We start from the raw sequence: 17,433 nt of genomic DNA on the forward strand, positions 1-17,433 counted from the left end.
TGTATTCTTTTACTTATCGTTAATCTTAATGTTGTATTGTAAAGCCTTGAAGACATTTTTTGCGATTTCTGTATTATCAATTTGGCCGGCAAATGTCTCACTAGACGGACCGTATGCATAGACGGGAACATCTTCACCGGTATGTCCGCCTGTTGTCCATCCAGTGTGAGAGCGTTTATTAAAAATGTTCTCGATTGCGTTATCGATATCCAGCACTTCCTTCGATTTTGCCGCTTCTTCAACAGATTGAATTTCGGCTTTTGTTAAAGCCAATTTCTTTTGATCGATATAGGTTTTCAACGTTTTTTCAACATCCGCGCCGTCAGCGATCTTTTCTGCCATAAAGTCTGGTGTGCGTTTTGCGGCTTTAATGGGTTCACTGAACCAATTGTAGATGCCGTCCGCACCGATGGAATATCCGCCGGTTGAGTGGTCAGCCGTTGCGACAACCAATGTGTGCTTGTCTTTTTTAGCGAAATCAATAGCCGCCTTATAAGCTTGTTCGAAGTCTTCCATCTCGCTCATGGCGCCGACGATATCATTGTCATGGCCCGCCCAGTCAATTTGGCTGCCTTCCACCATGAGGAAGAATCCGTCTTTATCCTTGTTTAATTTTTTAATGGCTGTGTTTGTCATATCTTTAAGTGATGGAATATCCTTCGTCCGGTCAATCTTTTTAGGCAGGCCGCCGTCAGCGAATAGGCCGAGAACTTGGCTGTCTTTGTTTTTCAGCATGTCCTTACGGTTATCCACGTAGCTGTATCCCGCTTTTTTGAATTCCTTGATCAAATTACGGTCCTTACGGTCAAAATTGCTCTTTCCTCCGCCTAGAAGGACATCAATTTTGTGCTTGCCGTTGACCATCTCATCAAAATAATCATCCGCAATTGAGTTCATATTTTTTCGGCTGTGGTCGTGTGAACCGAAAGAGGCCGGAGTGGCGTGTGTAATTTCTGAAGTGGCCACAAGTCCTGTTGCTTTTCCTTTTTCTTTCGCAGCTTCAAGCACCGTTTTGGCTTCTGACCCGTCGTTATCCACGGCTATGGCATTATTGTATGTTTTAATTCCCGCAGACATAGCCGTTGCCGCCGCTGCAGAATCTGTTACATTTTGTTCAGGATCATCGGGGTAAGTTGTTTGCTGGCCGACAAGATACTGATCAAAAGCCGTAGGTTCCACAACTTTTGTCTTTTTATTATCCTTTAAGTATCGATAAGCGGACGTATAAGACACACCCATACCATCACCAATCAGAACAATAACATTCTTAATTTCGTCTTGGTTTCCCTTTTTCTTTTCCTGGGCGCTGGCTTCAGGCACACTGCCGCTGGCTAAGCTGCTGAACGCAATTGATGATAAAACCGCGATAGGCAGTAATTTCTTTGGGAATTTTTTCAACTGGATAACCTCCTAAATATAGATGAATCTCAATGACAACCCAATTATATTTTTAAACTGTTAAGCTAGTATTAATCGATTTTAAAGATTGGATTTACAAGAATAATGAACTGGCACCCTTAAATAATGGTTATTCTTTTATGAGAAGTTTTAGAAGGAAAGAGCGATAGTACTAAAGAAATAAATTGGAGGAGTAGATACTGGCCGTGGATAGGCGGACTGAAATTTGCTATAGTCGCATAGAAGCAACCCGCTTACATCTTGAACAATTTTAAGTATTATGTTGGAAAGAGGTATTGTGTAAGCACATGTCTGAGCAATTCATATGGAGTGGCATCATTTTATTTTAGGAGGGAACAACATGGACGTTTTTTCTGAGTATTTAGCGGGGATTGATGACCCGTTCCACCGAGAAAGAACGGAAGAGGTGTTGACTTGGATCAAAGATAAATATCCAAATTTACATACAGAAATAAAATGGAATCAACCGATGTTTACGGATCACGGTACATTTATTATTGGCTTTAGTGTTTCTAAAAAGCATTTAGCTGTCGCTCCTGAAAAAGTAACGATAGCGCACGTAGAGGATGATATTGTGAAGGCCGGATATGATTACACCGAGCAGCTGATACGTATCCCTTGGAATGGTCCAGTTGATTACACGCTACTTGAGAAAATGATTGAGTTTAATATTCTGGATAAGGCGGACTGCTCCACTTTTTGGCGGAAATGAAGAAAAAGGCATAACATATGGGCTGTATAAAATATGTTATGCCTTTTCATTTGTCTATTTTTCGTTTTGATCATCTATTGCTGCTTTTCATCAAACAAGGTCTTTTCATTGAGCGTAAGCTGACTCGCAGAATAATGATTACCTTGTTTCCATTTCACTTCAATCGTAATATCATGGCCTTCAAGCTCATGTTCATCTAACCGCTCTAAAAAAGAAACGGACTTTTCCTTTGCGCTTCCATCAGAAAAAGTGCCTCCAGCATAATCATGCATCGGGATTTCCGTGTCAAAAATCAGCAGAACTTCATCATCCTTTTTTACAATCAGTGATTCCAAATAAGTGTTGTCTATTTCAATTGTATCACCGATCCAATAAAGTTTGCCGCTGTATTCATTCGGTGCATCTTCATTTTTTTTGAAAACAGCTTCCCAATTCTGGTCTTTGCTTTCTCCCTGCCAATTCGGATACTCCAAACGAACATGATGAATCAGGTGATAGGAAAAAAAGATCAAGCAGAAAGCGATTAATAGGAATGCCGTGAAAATGAGAGGGTATTTATAATGACTGGATATAAAAAGACTCCTATTCGTTTAATCAATTACCTTCGAAAATAGAATTTCATCCCGAATCAAAATGCCGTTTTCAGCCACCTCGGGAATCTCCGGCTTGAGTCGGCGCGCTTTTTCAACTGCGTTCGGAAACACTTCGGCGAATTGATAGCCTCTCTTTTGATAAAACGCAATCGCATGTACATTATCATTCGTTGTGATAAGCTTTATTCGTTGACAATGTGCATGTTTAGCCGTCTCTTCAACCTGCTGAAGTAAAGCTGTGCCGATTCCTTTATTTTCAATCATACTATCTAATGAAATAATTTCACAATCTTTCCCATCTATTGTGTATGTAATACAGCCAATGATTTCGCCGCTTTCATTTACTGCGGCAAATCCATCTAATTCATCACACCGAAAAATGCCACTGGAAATCGCCATCTCGGGTGTACCCCAATGCTTGGCAAAAAAATCGGTCAACATATGTTTCGCTATCTCATTGTTTGGGATGATGATCATCGTAACACTCCTCTATTGAAAGATTGCATGTGTACTATCAATATAAACAATATATAACAAAAAAAATAGATGTTGAGGTGACGGCATGGAAATCAGCGATGTTATTTACGGGCACCACCATATAGATGGAGTGCTGGAAGAGCTTATCAAAAGCGCTCCTGTGCAAAGATTAAAAGGGATCTATCAAGGCGGAGCAAGCTTTTTAGTCAATCGAAAGTGGAATGTGACCAGGTATGAGCACTCCATCGGCGTAATGCTCCTGATCAAAAAGCTCGGAGGAACGATAGAAGAACAGATTGCAGGTCTGCTCCACGACGTATCACACACAGCTTTTTCTCATGTGGTTGACGTTGTCTTTGAAAATCAAGCAGAAGACTATCATGAAAACATCTTTCAACAAGTCATTGTTCACTCTGAAATCCCGGACATTCTACAAAAACACGGCTATCATACTGAAGAACTTTTATCTGACGATTCAAGGTGGACATTGCTCGAACAGCCCGCACCGGAGCTATGTGCTGATCGGACAGACTATACGCTGCGTGATATGTACCGATATGGACACATTAGCCTGCACGAAGCGCAAACCTTTTTGGATCATCTTATTGTGAGAAACGGAAGGATGTTTCCTGATAGTATTGAAACTGCCGAATGGTTTGTCAGTGTGTACTACAAGGAAGTGATTGATTTCTTTTTGAATCCTGTGAATGTATATGGATATGAATATTTAGCGCGAGCATTGAAGGCAGCGCTGCGGCATGATGTCATATCCGCAGAGGATCTGCTGAAAACGGACCAAGAGGTACTGAACATCCTGCGTGCATCAAAAAATGAAGAAGTCCTGAGCTTGCTTACATCCATTCATCCCGGCATACAAGTAATAGAGGATGACATCCAGTACGATTTCTATCAAAAGAAGAAAATGCGCCTAATCAATCCATCCATTTTTCTTGATGACAAATGGATCAAATCCTCAGATGCTTCTGAAAAGGTGAGGAAAATGGGTGAGGCCGCTTATCAAAAAGCAAAAAAAGGTGTGTATATAAAAATCTTAAATCAGTAATTGCCGCCTGACAGCGGCTTTTTTCATGTTTGGCTTTGCAAACAAAGGGGAATAGGACAAACTGCGGGAACGCTTTATGAGAATATCAGCGTATTTACATACCGTTCGGGGGTATAGTATTATCGAGAGGGCATGTTTTCATTGTCTGCGGGCAAAAGTTACAGGAAAAAATGAAGCAAAGGAGAATGAACATGAAAATCTCTAAAAATGCACTGGGAATTCTGATGTTATCTCTTGTTTTTGTTTTATCAGCATGCGGCAATAACAACAGTACGAAAGAAAGCACACATGACAATCATTCAGACTCCTCAACACATGAAGAGATGGACCATTCCGGATCAGCTGACGTTCCAGAGGGATTACAGGAATCTAAAAATCCGAAATACAAAGTAGGCAGCCAGGTAATCATCAATACTTCCCATATGAAAGGCATGAAAGGTGCTGAAGCTACGGTAACAGGTGCCTATGATACAACTGCGTATGTTGTTTCTTATACTCCGACTAATGGGGGACAGCGTGTGGATCATCACAAATGGGTGATCCAAGAAGAAATCAAAGATGCCGGAGATAAAACGTTACAACCCGGAGATCAGGTGATTTTAGAGGCTTCTCATATGAAAGGCATGAAAGGAGCAACAGCCGAGATCGATTCCGCGGAAAAAACAACTGTATACATGGTTGACTATACATCGACAACAAGCGGCGAAAAAGTGAAAAACCACAAATGGGTCACCGAAGATGAGCTTTCAGCTAAATAATAAAAAATCCTCCTTTTACAAGGAGGATTTTTTTGCTGTTTGAACAGGTCTTGTTAAAGAAATGAAAGCAAACAGGACAGCGATGATCACAATCGATCCGCCGCACCATGCCGTTGACACCACAGTACCCGTCTGATCCAAAACAACACCGCCAATGGCTGAGCCAAGGGCAATTCCGACTTGGAGGGCCGATGTGTTAAAGCTTTGCTGAATGTCAGACGAATCAGGTGCAATTTCAATTAAATAGCTTTGCTGAGCCGGGGCGAGGCTCCAGCTCAGAAGACCCCAAATCACCATGACAGGCAAAAAGAAAATCATAGACGATGTAGACAGCGGCAGTAAGAACATAATGATGGCAAAGGAACCGGTCACCAGCAAAATGCTCTTAAAGGAACCAAGCCGGTCAGATAGCGCTCCTCCGAAAGGGCCTCCGCATACAGCAGATATCCCGAAAAGGAAATAACAAATGCTGACCCAGAAAGAGCTCAGGTGAAGAGTCTCTTCTAAAAACGGCGCAAAGTAAGCGTAAAGCGTGTAGTGGCCAGCTAATGTAAACATCGTGACGAGGTGTGAACTCGCGATTTTCAGATTACCGATCGTCTTGAGTTGTTCCCGGAAAGGAATCATTTTCTCCGCCGGTATTCTTTCAAAGAAGATTGAAATAATCAGCATGGAGATCAGTGCCAACAGGCCGATGCCAAGGAACAAAATCCGCCACCCGAAGGAATCGCTGATTAAGATTCCGAGCGGCACGCCTAATGCGATAGCAGAGCTGAATCCCATAAAAATAATTCCGATTGCGCGGGCTCTGTATTCAGGCGCTACAATTTTCGGGGCAATTGTTAAAGAAAGCACAACAATCAGCCCTGTACTCATTGCTGCCAATACCCTAGATACCATCAGTGTTGCGAAATTAGGGCTGAAATAGGCGACAAGATTGCTAAGGAAGAAAACAAATAAAGCAATTAGATATAAGCGCTTCCGCTCAATTTTCGCAGTCAATGCCAAAAGCAGCGGCCCAGATACTGCATATCCCAGCGCAAACACACTGATCAGCTGTCCGGCTGAAACAATGGAAATGTCTAAATCATTTGCGATCTGAGGAAGAATTCCCCCCACAATTAACTCAACCAATCCGACTGCAATCGTAGAAGCTGCAAGCAGGAAAACTTTGAAATTCATAACAAACTCCTTTACTTAAATGTTTTGATAAATAAAAAAATCCTGATTACAAAAAATGTCATAAACAAATTTTGTAATCAGGATTTTACGGTTCCTGGTAGACACCCTCAAACCATATTATTGAGGTTATACAAGTGATAATAGCTATTTAATTGATTCGTTTCCGTTGATGAGTGTACCACATTATGAATGAATCTTCCATAGAAAAATTTACAAAATGATGAACCGGACAAGTATATGATTATATTTATTTTATAAAAGTATAGACATTTAAAAATAAATGACTATAATAATCGGTGTAAGCGTTTTAATCACAAGGGGGGATAGCAGTTGAAAAAAATATTACTCGCGTGCAGTTCAGGAATGTCTACCAGTTTATTGGTGACAAAAATGAAGGAATACGCACAGTCTATCGGTGAGGAAGCAGAGATTTGGGCTGTTGGCCAGGATAAAGCAAAAGAAGACATGAGAAAAGCGGATGCCGTTTTGATCGGTCCGCAAATGAGCTTTCTGAAAAGCGAACTCCAAAAAGAAGCGGATCAATACAACATTCGGGTTGAAGTCATTGACATGATGGCCTACGGAATGGCAGATGGGAAAAAAGCGTATGAGCAGGCATTGTCCTTAATGGAGAATCAATAATGGAACAGGTGAAAATCACGAATTTAACAGACGAACAAATCAGTTTTCAGCTTATCCTGCACAGCGGCAATGCCCGCAGCTGCATCATACAATCACTGCGCGCCTACAAAGAAGGGAACAAGGATGAGGCGGATGCCCTCATTACCAAGGCTGAGCAGGATTTATCCGCGGCCCATGACATTCACTTTCAAATGATACAAAAGGAATCCGGCGGAGAAGCACAAGCTTTCTCATTGCTGCTTATGCATGCGGAGGATCACCTGATGTCAACATTATCCATGAAAGAATTAGTGAAAGAGATGCTTGATATTTTTAAAACAAAGAATCTATAAATAATCGGGGTGGATAGGGTGTTCGAGAAAATCAGCCAATTCCTTGTTCCAATTGCAGGGAGGTTAAACAATAACCGCTATTTGCAAGTGCTGCGTGATGCATTTATGCTGGCTTTCCCGCTTACGATATTCGGGTCCATTTTTGTCGTGTTAACGAATTTGCCGTTTCTAAACAAAATCATGAATGCCTCAATGCTTACATCGTTTCAGTCTCATTTCGGCATTGCCTCCACGGCGACTATGGGCATTATGTCTGTCTTTGTTGTGTTCGGGATAGGCTATTACCTGTCAAAAAGCTATCAGGTCGAAGCTGTATTTGGCGGAGCGATCGCTTTGGTTTCCTTTTTGCTCTTAACGCCATTTATCGTTCAGCCGGAAACAGGAGATGCCGTTACAGGGGTTATCCCGGTCGACCGTCTCGGTGCAAAAGGGATGTTTCTTGGGATGATTACGGCATTTCTTTCTGGCGAAATCTACAGAAGAATCGTTCAAAAAAACCTGACAATCAAAATGCCAGCCGGCGTTCCGCCTGCTGTAGCAAAATCATTCGCCGCACTTATTCCGGCTTTTATCACATTGACCGTATTTTTGCTGATTAACGTAATGGTGACTCTGTTTTTTAAAACAAATATGCACGACGTCATTTATCACGCGATTCAGGCTCCGCTTGTCGGACTTGGAAGCGGTATCATCCCAACGCTGATTGCCGTGTTTTTCATTCAAATTCTTTGGTTTTTCGGACTGCATGGACAGATCATTATCAACTCCGTGATGGACCCGATTTGGAATACACTGCAGGTAGAAAACCTTTCTGCTTACACGGCGGGAAAAGAAATCCCTCATATTATTTCAAAACCGTTTATGGAGATTTATACAGTAGGGATGGGCGGAACCGGGATGACGCTTGCGATTGTGTTTACCATTCTCATATTCATGAAAAGCAGGCAGATGAAGCAAGTATCAAAACTTGGCCTCGCTCCCGGTATTTTTAACGTAAACGAACCGATTATCTTCGGGCTTCCGATTGTCATGAATCCGATCATTATTGTGCCTTGGGTGCTGGCACCGATGGTTGTTACGCTCGTCACCTATCTGGCTATGTCAGCCGGGCTCGTTCCGCCTCCGACTGGTGTGACAGTGCCGTGGACGGTTCCATTATTCATTAATGGCATCATGGCGACGAACTCAATCATGGGGGGCGTGATGCAGCTTATCAATCTGCTGATTGTCTTCGTGATCTGGTTTCCGTTCCTAAAAGCAATGGATAAATTAAATCTGGCAAAAGAAAAAGAACAGGCTGTGCAGGAGACAGCTGCTCAGCAAAATGATAACAGCATAAAAATGTGACATAAGGGGAGAGAGACTTGGCACAAACAGAACAATATCGTTTTCCAAAGGATTTTTGGTGGGGATCATCGGCTTCAGCAACACAAACGGAGGGTGCCGCCGACAGAGACGGAAAAGGCCAGAATATATGGGATTATTGGTTTGAAAAAGAACCGCATCGTTTTTTTGATCATGTCGGCCCCGCAGACACATCCCAATTTTACGACAACTATAAAGAAGATATCAGGCTGATGAAGGAGCTTGGCCACAACTCGTTCCGGATGTCGATTTCCTGGTCACGTTTAATACCAAACGGAACGGGCGAGATCAACGATACAGCCGCAGATTTCTATAACAATGTCTTTGATGAGTTGATCGCTAACGGAATTGAACCTTTTGTCAATTTGTTTCATTTCGATATGCCGATGGCGCTTCAAAAAATCGGCGGCTGGGTCAATAGAGAGACGGTTGACGCGTATGAAAACTATGCAAGAACTTGCTTCCGTTTGTTTGGCGGCCGGGTGAAAAAATGGTTTACGCATAATGAACCAATCGTTCCCGTAGAAGGCGGATACCTATATGATTTTCATTATCCAAACAAGGTCGACTTTAAAGAGGCCGTCCAGGTTGGATTTCATACGATGCTATCAAGTGCCCGCGCCATTCAGGCTTACAGGGAGATGAAGCAGGACGGAAAAATCGGCATCATCTTAAATTTGACCCCTTCATACCCGAGAAGCAGCCATCCGGCGGATGTGAAAGCCGGGGAAATCGCAGACGCGTTTTTTAACAGATCTTTTTTAGACCCATCTGTCAAAGGCGAATTTCCCAAAGAGCTGGTTGACATTTTGAAGCATGAAGGCTTTATGCCAGATTACAACGCTGAAGATCTTGACATCATCAAAAAGAACACGGTTGACCTGTTGGGAGTGAATTATTACCAGCCGAGACGTGTGAAAGCGAAAGAACATCTTCCGAATCCCGACGCTCCTTTTTTACCGGACAGGTATTTTGATCCCTACGTCATGCCGGGCCGCAAAATGAATCCGCATCGCGGCTGGGAGATCTATGAAAAAGGCGTTTATGATATTTTGATCAATTTAAAAGAAAACTACGGCAACATCGAGTGTTTTATCTCTGAAAACGGTATGGGGGTTGAAGGTGAAGAGCGATTCAGGGATGAACAAGGCATCATTCAAGATGATTACCGGATTGAATTTATAAAAGAGCACCTCAAATGGATTCACCGCGCCATACAGGAAGGCTCGAACGTAAAAGGCTATCACTTATGGACGTTCATGGACAACTGGTCTTGGACAAATGCCTATAAAAACCGATACGGATTTGTATCAGTCAATCTTGAGAAAGACGGAGAAAGAACCGTCAAAAAGAGCGGAAAATGGTTCAAAGAGGTTGCTGAGCATAGCGGTTTCTAGATTTTCCTAAAGGTCAAGATCTTCCGGCAATCATCATAACGAATAGAGATGACGAAAATCCGCAACATTGATGAAATAGGGAAAAGAACTTATGATATCCGTAAAAGCTTATGTGATATCAGACTCTAACAGCAGCCGGAGGATACCAATGAATAAATACGAAATCATTGCAAATGAAATGAGAAAAAGAATTAAAAATAACGTATATCCGATCGATCAGCCCATTCCTGATGAAGTATCTCTTGCAAAAGAATTTAACTCAAGCCGCATGACGATGAAGAGAGCCTTGGATAATTTAGTTGCCGAGGGTCTGCTGTTTAGAAAACGAGGCCATGGCACGTTTATTATTCAATCTGCAATACAGGATGACCATGTCCATGTAGTCAGCAATGAGATTCTCGGATTGACCAACTTGCTGAAAGATAAAAAAATCCAAAGCAAGGTCATTCAGTTTGAAGTGCAATTTCCCACTGAGGAAGTTGCCGCCCATTTGTCTATTGATCAGAAAACACCGGTTTATTATGTCGTTCGGCTGCGAATTGTAGAAGGTGAACCCTATGTATTAGAAAAAACATATATGCCGACTCATTTAATACCGGGCATTAATGACGATGTCCTTCATGATTCGATCTACAATCATATTACAAATGTGCTGCAGCTCAAAATCGCCGGAACGCATCGGAAAATCAGAGCCTGCAAATCTGATCATATTGACCAGCAGCATCTGGGCTGTAAACAGGATGATCCAATTCTTGAAGTGGAACATGTGGGCTTCTTAGATACCGGGATTCCATTTGAATATTCCTTTTCACGTCATCGGCATGACAAGTTTGTTGTGACTTCTGTAAACATACGGCGCTGATTGCGGAGACAACAAGGAGGCCATCTGCATGCTTGGCGGTATTGAAGCAGGCGGCACAAAGATTGTTTGTGCTGTCGGTAAGGAAGATGGAACAATCATTGACCGAATAGAATTCCCCACAAAGATGCCGGATGAAACGATAGAGAAAGTAATTCAATATTTTCGCCAATTTTCATTACAGGCAATCGGCATCGGTTCCTTTGGTCCCGTTGATAACGATAAAACCAGTCAAACATACGGTACCATTATGGCCACGCCGAAAGCGGGCTGGAGACACTACCCCTTTTTGCAAACCGTTAAGAACGAAATGAAAATCCCAGTCGGATTTAGTACAGATGTCAACGCTGCGGCGCTGGGTGAATTCCTTTTCGGTGAAGCGAAGGGTCTCGACAGCTGCCTGTATATAACGATTGGTACTGGCATCGGTGCGGGAGCAATTGTAGGGGGCAGGCTCCTTCAGGGGCTGTCGCACCCAGAGATGGGCCATATTTATATCCGGAGGCACCCGGATGACGCATACCAAGGGAAGTGTCCTTATCATGGAGATTGCTTTGAAGGCTTGGCTTCCGGTCCCGCCATTGAAGCGCGCTGGGGAAAAAAAGCCGCGGATTTATCAGATATAGCACAAGTCTGGGAACTGGAAGGGTACTATATTGCCCAAGCACTGGCTCAGTATATTTTGATCCTTGCACCTAAAAAAATCATTCTTGGCGGCGGCGTCATGCAACAGAAACAAGTGTTTTCTTATATCTATCAATATGTACCGAAAATCATGAACAACTACTTAGATTTTTCTGAATTGTCAGATGATATAAGTGATTATATTGTACCTCCATGTTTAGGCTCTAACGCCGGAATCATCGGCACGCTAGTTTTGGCGCACCAGGCCTTAGAAGCAGAGGCAGAATCCGGGGAGGTGCGATCATGACGCATCCTTTATTTTTAGAGCCTGTCTTTAAAGAAAGACTATGGGGAGGGACGAAGCTTCGTGACGCTTTTGGCTACGCAATACCCTCACAAAAAACAGGTGAGTGCTGGGCCGTTTCTGCACATGCCCATGGCCCGTCGGCTGTAAAGAACGGCCCGCTGGCAGGAAAGACACTAGATCAAGTATGGCTAGATCATCCAGAGATTTTCGGTTTTCCAGATAGGAAGGTGTTTCCGCTGCTGGTAAAGCTGCTGGACGCCAATATGGATCTCTCAGTGCAAGTCCATCCTGATGATGATTATGCAAAACTGCACGAAAATGGCGACCTTGGTAAAACGGAGTGCTGGTATATCATTGATTGCAAAGATGACGCCGAACTAATTTTGGGACATCATGCAAGCACAAAGGAAGAGTTCAAACAACGAATAGAAAGCGGTGATTGGAACGGGCTGCTGAGGCGAATCAAAATCAAGCCCGGAGATTTCTTTTATGTGCCAAGCGGTACACTCCATGCTTTATGTGAGGGAACCCTTGTCCTGGAAATCCAGCAAAACTCTGATACAACGTATCGCGTATACGATTATGACCGCTGTAATGACCAGGGCCAAAAAAGAACTCTTCATATAGAAAAAGCCATGGAAGTCATAACGATACCGCATATCGATAAAGTGCATACACCGGAAGTGAAGGAAGTTGGTAACGCAGAGATCACTGTATATGTACAATCAGATTATTTCTCAGTGTACAAATGGAAGATTAGCGGCCGAGCTGCTCTTCCTTCACATCAAACCTATTTGCTGGGGAGTGTTCTGAGCGGATCAGGACGAATCATAAATAATGGTAGTCAGTATGAATGCAATGCAGGCTCACACTTTGTCTTACCTGCGCATTTTGGCGAGTTTTCAATAGAAGGAACATGTGAATTCATGATATCTCATCCTTAATGAATGGGGGAGTTGCATTTGTTTAAGAAACATACGATCTCTTTGCTCATTATATTTTTACTTACGTCTACTGTTTTAGCAAAACCAATTGAAGCGCATACTGTGTCGCCTGTGAATCCTAATGCCCAGCAGACAACAAAAGCAGTGATGAACTGGCTTGCGCACCTGCCGAACCGAACGGAAAACAGAGTCCTTTCCGGAGCGTTCGGAGGTTACAGTCATGACACATTTTCTATGGCTGAGACTGATAGAATCCGAAGCGCCACCGGGCAATCGCCTGCTATTTACGGCTGCGATTATGCCAGAGGATGGCTTGAAACAGCAAATATTGAAGATTCAATAGATGTAAGCTGCAACAGCGATTTAATGTCGTATTGGAAAAATGGTGGAATCCCTCAAATCAGCTTGCACCTGGCGAATCCTGCTTTTCAGTCAGGGCATTTTAAAACACCGATTACAAACGATCAGTATAAAAAAATACTAGATTCTTCAACAGCAGAAGGGAAGCGGCTGAATGCCATGCTCAGCAAAATTGCTGACGGACTTCAAGAGCTGGAGAACCAAGGTGTGCCTGTTTTGTTCAGGCCGCTGCATGAAATGAACGGTGAATGGTTTTGGTGGGGACTCACATCATATAACCAAAAGGATAATGAAAGAATCTCTTTATATAAACAGCTCTACAAGAAAATCTATCATTATATGACCGACACAAGAGGACTTGATCATTTGATTTGGGTTTACTCTCCCGACGCCAACCGAGATTTTAAAACTGATTTTTACCCGGGCGAGTCTTACGTGGATATTGTCGGATTAGATGCGTATTTTCAAGATGCCTACTCGATCAATGGATATGATCAGCTAACAGCGCTTTATAAACCATTTGCTTTTACAGAAGTCGGCCCGCAAACAGCAAACGGCAGCTTTGATTACAGCCTATTTATCAATGCTATAAAACAAAAATATCCTAAAACCATTTACTTTCTGGCATGGAATGATGAATGGAGCCCAGCAGTAAACAAGGGTGCTTCAGCTTTATATCATGACAGCTGGACACTCAACAAGGGAGAAATATGGAATGGTGATTCTTTAACGCCAATCGTTGAGTGAATCCGTAATGTCACAATTAAGAAGGTGCTCAAGAAGTTTCTTGAGCACCTTCCCACTGGATTAAGCATTCATATCGCCTAACCCAGGACTGTGTTCATTTGGTATTTCAGGAAGCACTGGTACGGGAAACCCTGCCGGAGGATCTATTACTTGTAACTCTCCGCCATTTCGGCTTGGAGATTTCCCTTGATAGATTTCACTGATTCTCGTTTCATCCAACCTAAAGTTAAACTGTGCATTATGATAGCCTAATTCGACATACTTTCTGCACTCAGGATATTTATTAATGTCATAATTCGGCACAGGGAGCAGCTTCGCCCATTCAACGCCCAATGTCTCGAGCGCTTTCGCGAATGCATTCTGGTGAGCATTGTCGCGTACAATCAGAAAAGCAAGTGTTTCGCGGAACGTCTGATTAGAGCTCATTTCATAAATTCTTGTTTTTTGCAGCACACCTGTCGACTCAAGAAGCAGGTTATCCAGCAGGTCAGTAATTAAGTTTCCGTGGTTATACACCCACGACCCGTTCCACGGATTGCCCCCTGCATCAACAGGAAGGGAACTTTGCGCTCCAATAATATAATGATGAGGATTAGCATGTTTAACCGCTTCATCAAGTGGCGCTTGATCTGTACCTTGACTGCCGACACCTTCACCGCCTGATTCATCTAATAAAGCATTGATTGTGTTTTGAACCAGTTCAACGTGGGCAATCTCCTCTAAAAAAATGCCGCGAAGCAGATCGCGGTACTGTTTCTGCTTTCCTCTGAAATTAGAGCTTTGAAAAAAAAACTGCATCATTGTACGCATTTCTCCGTAATGACCGCCTAATATCTCCTGCAGGACCTTAGCAGCTGCCGGGTCTGGCTTGTCCGGTTTAATGATATTAATCAGTTCCTCTTTGTAGTAATACATAACACGACGCCTCATTTCTTCTTAAGAGATTTTCTTATATTATTTGTAAGATGAGATAAAATATATACATGATAAGCATGAGATGGCGTGAAAGAAGAGAATAAAAAAATACAGGAAAAGTGTTGACCAAATAAAACAGGCATGGTATATTATTAAACGTCGCTGATGAACAGCGTGAAATAAAACGAAAAACAAAAAAGTTTTTCTAAGGTGTTTACAAGATTTTAAAAATGTGTATAATAAGAAAAGTCGAATTGAAAAAGATTCGAAAAAACATTTTAAAAAACTTCTTGACTTCACCATCAAATGATAGTATGATAGTTGAGTCGCTTGATAAGCGCCCGTAGCTCAATTGGATAGAGCGTTTGACTACGGATCAAAAGGTTAGGGGTTCGACTCCTCTCGGGCGCGCCATTTAAGATACCACGCGGGTGTAGTTTAGTGGTAAAACCTCAGCCTTCCAAGCTGATGTCGTGAGTTCGATTCTCATCACCCGCTCCATTATTGAATGATCTTTGAAAACTAAACAAGACAAAACGAACCTGTTAATTCATTTTTATAAATCGCACAGCAATGTGCGTAGTCAGTCAAACTAGGGCCTGCACGACGCAGGTCACACACAGGTGTCGCCGCAGGATGCGGTGAACTTAACCTGTGATCCATTTATCGGAGAGTTTGATCCTGGCTCAGGACGAACGCTGGCGGCGTGCCTAATACATGCAAGTCGAGCGGACAGATGGGAGCTTGCTCCCTGATGTTAGCGGCGGACGGGTGAGTAACACGTGGGTAACCTGCCTGTAAGACTGGGATAACTCCGGGAAACCGGGGCTAATACCGGATGGTTGTTTGAACCGCATGGTTCAAACATAAAAGGTGGCTTCGGCTACCACTTACAGATGGACCCGCGGCGCATTAGCTAGTTGGTGAGGTAATGGCTCACCAAGGCGACGATGCGTAGCCGACCTGAGAGGGTGATCGGCCACACTGGGACTGAGACACGGCCCAGACTCCTACGGGAGGCAGCAGTAGGGAATCTTCCGCAATGGACGAAAGTCTGACGGAGCAACGCCGCGTGAGTGATGAAGGTTTTCGGATCGTAAAGCTCTGTTGTTAGGGAAGAACAAGTACCGTTCGAATAGGGCGGTACCTTGACGGTACCTAACCAGAAAGCCACGGCTAACTACGTGCCAGCAGCCGCGGTAATACGTAGGTGGCAAGCGTTGTCCGGAATTATTGGGCGTAAAGGGCTCGCAGGCGGTTTCTTAAGTCTGATGTGAAAGCCCCCGGCTCAACCGGGGAGGGTCATTGGAAACTGGGGAACTTGAGTGCAGAAGAGGAGAGTGGAATTCCACGTGTAGCGGTGAAATGCGTAGAGATGTGGAGGAACACCAGTGGCGAAGGCGACTCTCTGGTCTGTAACTGACGCTGAGGAGCGAAAGCGTGGGGAGCGAACAGGATTAGATACCCTGGTAGTCCACGCCGTAAACGATGAGTGCTAAGTGTTAGGGGGTTTCCGCCCCTTAGTGCTGCAGCTAACGCATTAAGCACTCCGCCTGGGGAGTACGGTCGCAAGACTGAAACTCAAAGGAATTGACGGGGGCCCGCACAAGCGGTGGAGCATGTGGTTTAATTCGAAGCAACGCGAAGAACCTTACCAGGTCTTGACATCCTCTGACAATCCTAGAGATAGGACGTCCCCTTCGGGGGCAGAGTGACAGGTGGTGCATGGTTGTCGTCAGCTCGTGTCGTGAGATGTTGGGTTAAGTCCCGCAACGAGCGCAACCCTTGATCTTAGTTGCCAGCATTCAGTTGGGCACTCTAAGGTGACTGCCGGTGACAAACCGGAGGAAGGTGGGGATGACGTCAAATCATCATGCCCCTTATGACCTGGGCTACACACGTGCTACAATGGACAGAACAAAGGGCAGCGAAACCGCGAGGTTAAGCCAATCCCACAAATCTGTTCTCAGTTCGGATCGCAGTCTGCAACTCGACTGCGTGAAGCTGGAATCGCTAGTAATCGCGGATCAGCATGCCGCGGTGAATACGTTCCCGGGCCTTGTACACACCGCCCGTCACACCACGAGAGTTTGTAACACCCGAAGTCGGTGAGGTAACCTTTTAGGAGCCAGCCGCCGAAGGTGGGACAGATGATTGGGGTGAAGTCGTAACAAGGTAGCCGTATCGGAAGGTGCGGCTGGATCACCTCCTTTCTAAGGATATTATACGGAATATAAGACCTTGGGTCTTATAAACAGAACGTTCCCTGTCTTGTTTAGTTTTGAAGGATCATTCCTTCGAAACGTGTTCTTTGAAAACTAGATAACAGTAGACATCACATTCAATTAGTAACACAAGATATCACATAGTGATTCTTTTTAACGGTTAAGTTAGAAAGGGCGCACGGTGGATGCCTTGGCACTAGGAGCCGATGAAGGACGGGACGAACACCGATATGCTTCGGGGAGCTGTAAGCAAGCTTTGATCCGGAGATTTCCGAATGGGGAAACCCACCACTCGTAATGGAGTGGTATCCATATCTGAATTCATAGGATATGAGAAGGCAGACCCGGGGAACTGAAACATCTAAGTACCCGGAGGAAGAGAAAGCAAATGCGATTCCCTGAGTAGCGGCGAGCGAAACGGGATTAGCCCAAACCAAGAGGCTTGCCTCTTGGGGTTGTAGGACACTCTGTACGGAGTTACAAAAGAACGAGGTAGATGAAGAGGTCTGGAA

At 43.8% G+C, this 17,433-nt stretch carries 16 protein-coding genes, 2 tRNA genes, 2 rRNA genes and 1 riboswitch (1 of these 21 running past the window's edge); of the genes, 15 read left to right on the plus strand and 5 right to left on the minus strand.

Annotated elements, in window-relative coordinates; translation table 11 throughout:
* Positions 1-9: 9 nt before the first annotated feature.
* Positions 10-1,398 (minus strand): alkaline phosphatase PhoB, encoded by a 1,389-nt coding sequence (phoB, locus tag MKX38_RS03150; RefSeq protein ID WP_029725845.1) that lies wholly within the window; start codon positions 1,396-1,398, stop codon positions 10-12.
* Positions 1,399-1,759: 361 nt separating this feature from the next.
* Between phoB and fra the strand changes: the two genes are divergently transcribed.
* Complete coding sequence (gene fra, locus MKX38_RS03155; protein WP_024571330.1) at positions 1,760-2,131, plus strand: iron chaperone frataxin; 372 nt, start codon at positions 1,760-1,762, stop codon at positions 2,129-2,131.
* 74 nt (positions 2,132-2,205) lie between these two features.
* On the opposite strand, the gene MKX38_RS03160 is transcribed toward fra, so the two are convergent.
* Complete coding sequence (locus MKX38_RS03160; protein WP_339189384.1) at positions 2,206-2,703, minus strand: YdhH/YoaO family protein; 498 nt, start codon at positions 2,701-2,703, stop codon at positions 2,206-2,208.
* A gap of 18 nt (positions 2,704-2,721) precedes the next feature.
* The gene (locus MKX38_RS03165; protein WP_017695995.1) at positions 2,722-3,201 is read right to left on the minus strand and encodes a GNAT family N-acetyltransferase; all 480 of its coding nucleotides are present in this window, start codon (positions 3,199-3,201) and stop codon (positions 2,722-2,724) included.
* Between the two features lie 85 nt (positions 3,202-3,286).
* On the opposite strand from MKX38_RS03165, the gene MKX38_RS03170 reads away from it, so the two are divergent.
* Together MKX38_RS03170 and MKX38_RS03175 are read left to right on the plus strand one after the other, a co-directional pair.
* On the plus strand, positions 3,287-4,264 hold the full coding sequence (locus MKX38_RS03170; protein ID WP_339188572.1) for an HD domain-containing protein: 978 nt from the start codon (positions 3,287-3,289) through the stop codon (positions 4,262-4,264).
* 191 nt (positions 4,265-4,455) lie between these two features.
* Positions 4,456-5,022, plus strand: coding sequence for a YdhK family protein (locus tag MKX38_RS03175; protein ID WP_038428433.1), 567 nt, complete (start codon positions 4,456-4,458; stop codon positions 5,020-5,022).
* Positions 5,023-5,037: 15 nt separating this feature from the next.
* Here MKX38_RS03175 and pbuE read toward each other — a convergent pair whose 3' ends face one another.
* Entirely contained in the window at positions 5,038-6,204 is a 1,167-nt protein-coding gene (pbuE, locus tag MKX38_RS03180) for a purine transporter PbuE (protein ID WP_003234105.1), read from the minus strand.
* A 54-nt stretch (positions 6,205-6,258) separates the two neighbouring features.
* Positions 6,259-6,358, minus strand: a riboswitch (purine riboswitch).
* A 176-nt stretch (positions 6,359-6,534) separates the two neighbouring features.
* Between pbuE and MKX38_RS03185 the strand changes: the two genes are divergently transcribed.
* The 8 genes from MKX38_RS03185 to gmuG all read left to right on the plus strand — a co-directional run bounded on the left by MKX38_RS03185 (position 6,535) and on the right by gmuG (position 13,781).
* A complete protein-coding gene (locus tag MKX38_RS03185; RefSeq protein WP_014112863.1) occupies positions 6,535-6,846 on the plus strand; it encodes a PTS sugar transporter subunit IIB in 312 nt (103 codons plus the stop codon).
* Positions 6,846-7,178, plus strand: coding sequence for a PTS lactose/cellobiose transporter subunit IIA (locus tag MKX38_RS03190; protein ID WP_015382911.1), 333 nt, complete (start codon positions 6,846-6,848; stop codon positions 7,176-7,178). The genes MKX38_RS03185 and MKX38_RS03190 overlap by 1 nt, the downstream gene beginning before the upstream one ends.
* A gap of 18 nt (positions 7,179-7,196) precedes the next feature.
* Complete coding sequence (gene celB / locus MKX38_RS03195) at positions 7,197-8,525, plus strand: PTS cellobiose transporter subunit IIC (RefSeq protein WP_129092939.1); 1,329 nt, start codon at positions 7,197-7,199, stop codon at positions 8,523-8,525.
* 17 nt (positions 8,526-8,542) lie between these two features.
* Entirely contained in the window at positions 8,543-9,940 is a 1,398-nt protein-coding gene (gene gmuD, locus MKX38_RS03200) for a 6-phospho-beta-glucosidase GmuD (RefSeq protein WP_336805544.1), read from the plus strand.
* Positions 9,941-10,088: 148 nt separating this feature from the next.
* Positions 10,089-10,802: a transcriptional regulator GmuR gene (gene gmuR, locus MKX38_RS03205; RefSeq protein WP_024571322.1), complete on the plus strand. Its 714-nt coding sequence runs from the start codon at positions 10,089-10,091 to the stop codon at positions 10,800-10,802.
* Positions 10,803-10,830: 28 nt separating this feature from the next.
* Entirely contained in the window at positions 10,831-11,730 is a 900-nt protein-coding gene (gene gmuE / locus MKX38_RS03210; RefSeq protein ID WP_339188576.1) for a fructokinase GmuE, read from the plus strand.
* Entirely contained in the window at positions 11,727-12,674 is a 948-nt protein-coding gene (gene manA, locus MKX38_RS03215; RefSeq protein WP_339188578.1) for a mannose-6-phosphate isomerase, class I, read from the plus strand. The genes gmuE and manA overlap by 4 nt, the downstream gene beginning before the upstream one ends.
* A gap of 18 nt (positions 12,675-12,692) precedes the next feature.
* Positions 12,693-13,781: a mannan endo-1,4-beta-mannosidase gene (gmuG, locus tag MKX38_RS03220; protein ID WP_339188581.1), complete on the plus strand. Its 1,089-nt coding sequence runs from the start codon at positions 12,693-12,695 to the stop codon at positions 13,779-13,781.
* A gap of 60 nt (positions 13,782-13,841) precedes the next feature.
* On the opposite strand, the gene MKX38_RS03225 is transcribed toward gmuG, so the two are convergent.
* Positions 13,842-14,696 carry a manganese catalase family protein gene (locus tag MKX38_RS03225; RefSeq protein WP_024573398.1) on the minus strand — a complete coding sequence of 285 codons (855 nt, stop codon included), beginning with the start codon at positions 14,694-14,696 and terminating at the stop codon, positions 13,842-13,844.
* A gap of 337 nt (positions 14,697-15,033) precedes the next feature.
* Here MKX38_RS03225 and MKX38_RS03230 point away from each other — a divergent pair.
* From MKX38_RS03230 to MKX38_RS03245, 4 genes are all read left to right on the plus strand, one after another.
* Positions 15,034-15,110: transfer RNA gene (locus MKX38_RS03230), tRNA-Arg, on the plus strand.
* Between the two features lie 13 nt (positions 15,111-15,123).
* Positions 15,124-15,197 (plus strand) — tRNA-Gly (locus MKX38_RS03235).
* Between the two features lie 162 nt (positions 15,198-15,359).
* A 16S ribosomal RNA gene (locus MKX38_RS03240) occupies positions 15,360-16,909 on the plus strand.
* Positions 16,910-17,079: 170 nt separating this feature from the next.
* Positions 17,080-17,433 (plus strand): 23S ribosomal RNA (locus tag MKX38_RS03245); it runs 2,574 nt beyond the window's last position.
* The 16S and 23S rRNA genes sit together here with 2 tRNA genes alongside, the layout of an rRNA operon.

Origin of the sequence: Bacillus sp. FSL M8-0025 (genome assembly GCF_037975475.1) — a bacterium.
In the GTDB taxonomy this organism is placed as follows: Bacteria; Bacillota; Bacilli; order Bacillales; family Bacillaceae; genus Bacillus; species Bacillus subtilis.

Excerpts from the sequence above, each read along its gene's own strand:
- fra (WP_024571330.1), top strand. The coding sequence starts at position 1,760 with ATGGACGTTTTTTCTGAGTATTTAGCGGGGATTGATGACCCGTTCCAC.
- MKX38_RS03165 (WP_017695995.1), bottom strand. The coding sequence starts at position 3,201 with ATGATCATCATCCCAAACAATGAGATAGCGAAACATATGTTGACCGAT.
- MKX38_RS03170 (WP_339188572.1), top strand. The coding sequence starts at position 3,287 with ATGGAAATCAGCGATGTTATTTACGGGCACCACCATATAGATGGAGTG.
- MKX38_RS03175 (WP_038428433.1), top strand. The coding sequence starts at position 4,456 with ATGAAAATCTCTAAAAATGCACTGGGAATTCTGATGTTATCTCTTGTT.
- pbuE (WP_003234105.1), bottom strand. The coding sequence starts at position 6,204 with ATGAATTTCAAAGTTTTCCTGCTTGCAGCTTCTACGATTGCAGTCGGA.
- MKX38_RS03190 (WP_015382911.1), top strand. The coding sequence starts at position 6,846 with ATGGAACAGGTGAAAATCACGAATTTAACAGACGAACAAATCAGTTTT.
- gmuR (WP_024571322.1), top strand. The coding sequence starts at position 10,089 with ATGAATAAATACGAAATCATTGCAAATGAAATGAGAAAAAGAATTAAA.
- gmuE (WP_339188576.1), top strand. The coding sequence starts at position 10,831 with ATGCTTGGCGGTATTGAAGCAGGCGGCACAAAGATTGTTTGTGCTGTC.
- manA (WP_339188578.1), top strand. The coding sequence starts at position 11,727 with ATGACGCATCCTTTATTTTTAGAGCCTGTCTTTAAAGAAAGACTATGG.
- MKX38_RS03225 (WP_024573398.1), bottom strand. The coding sequence starts at position 14,696 with ATGTATTACTACAAAGAGGAACTGATTAATATCATTAAACCGGACAAG.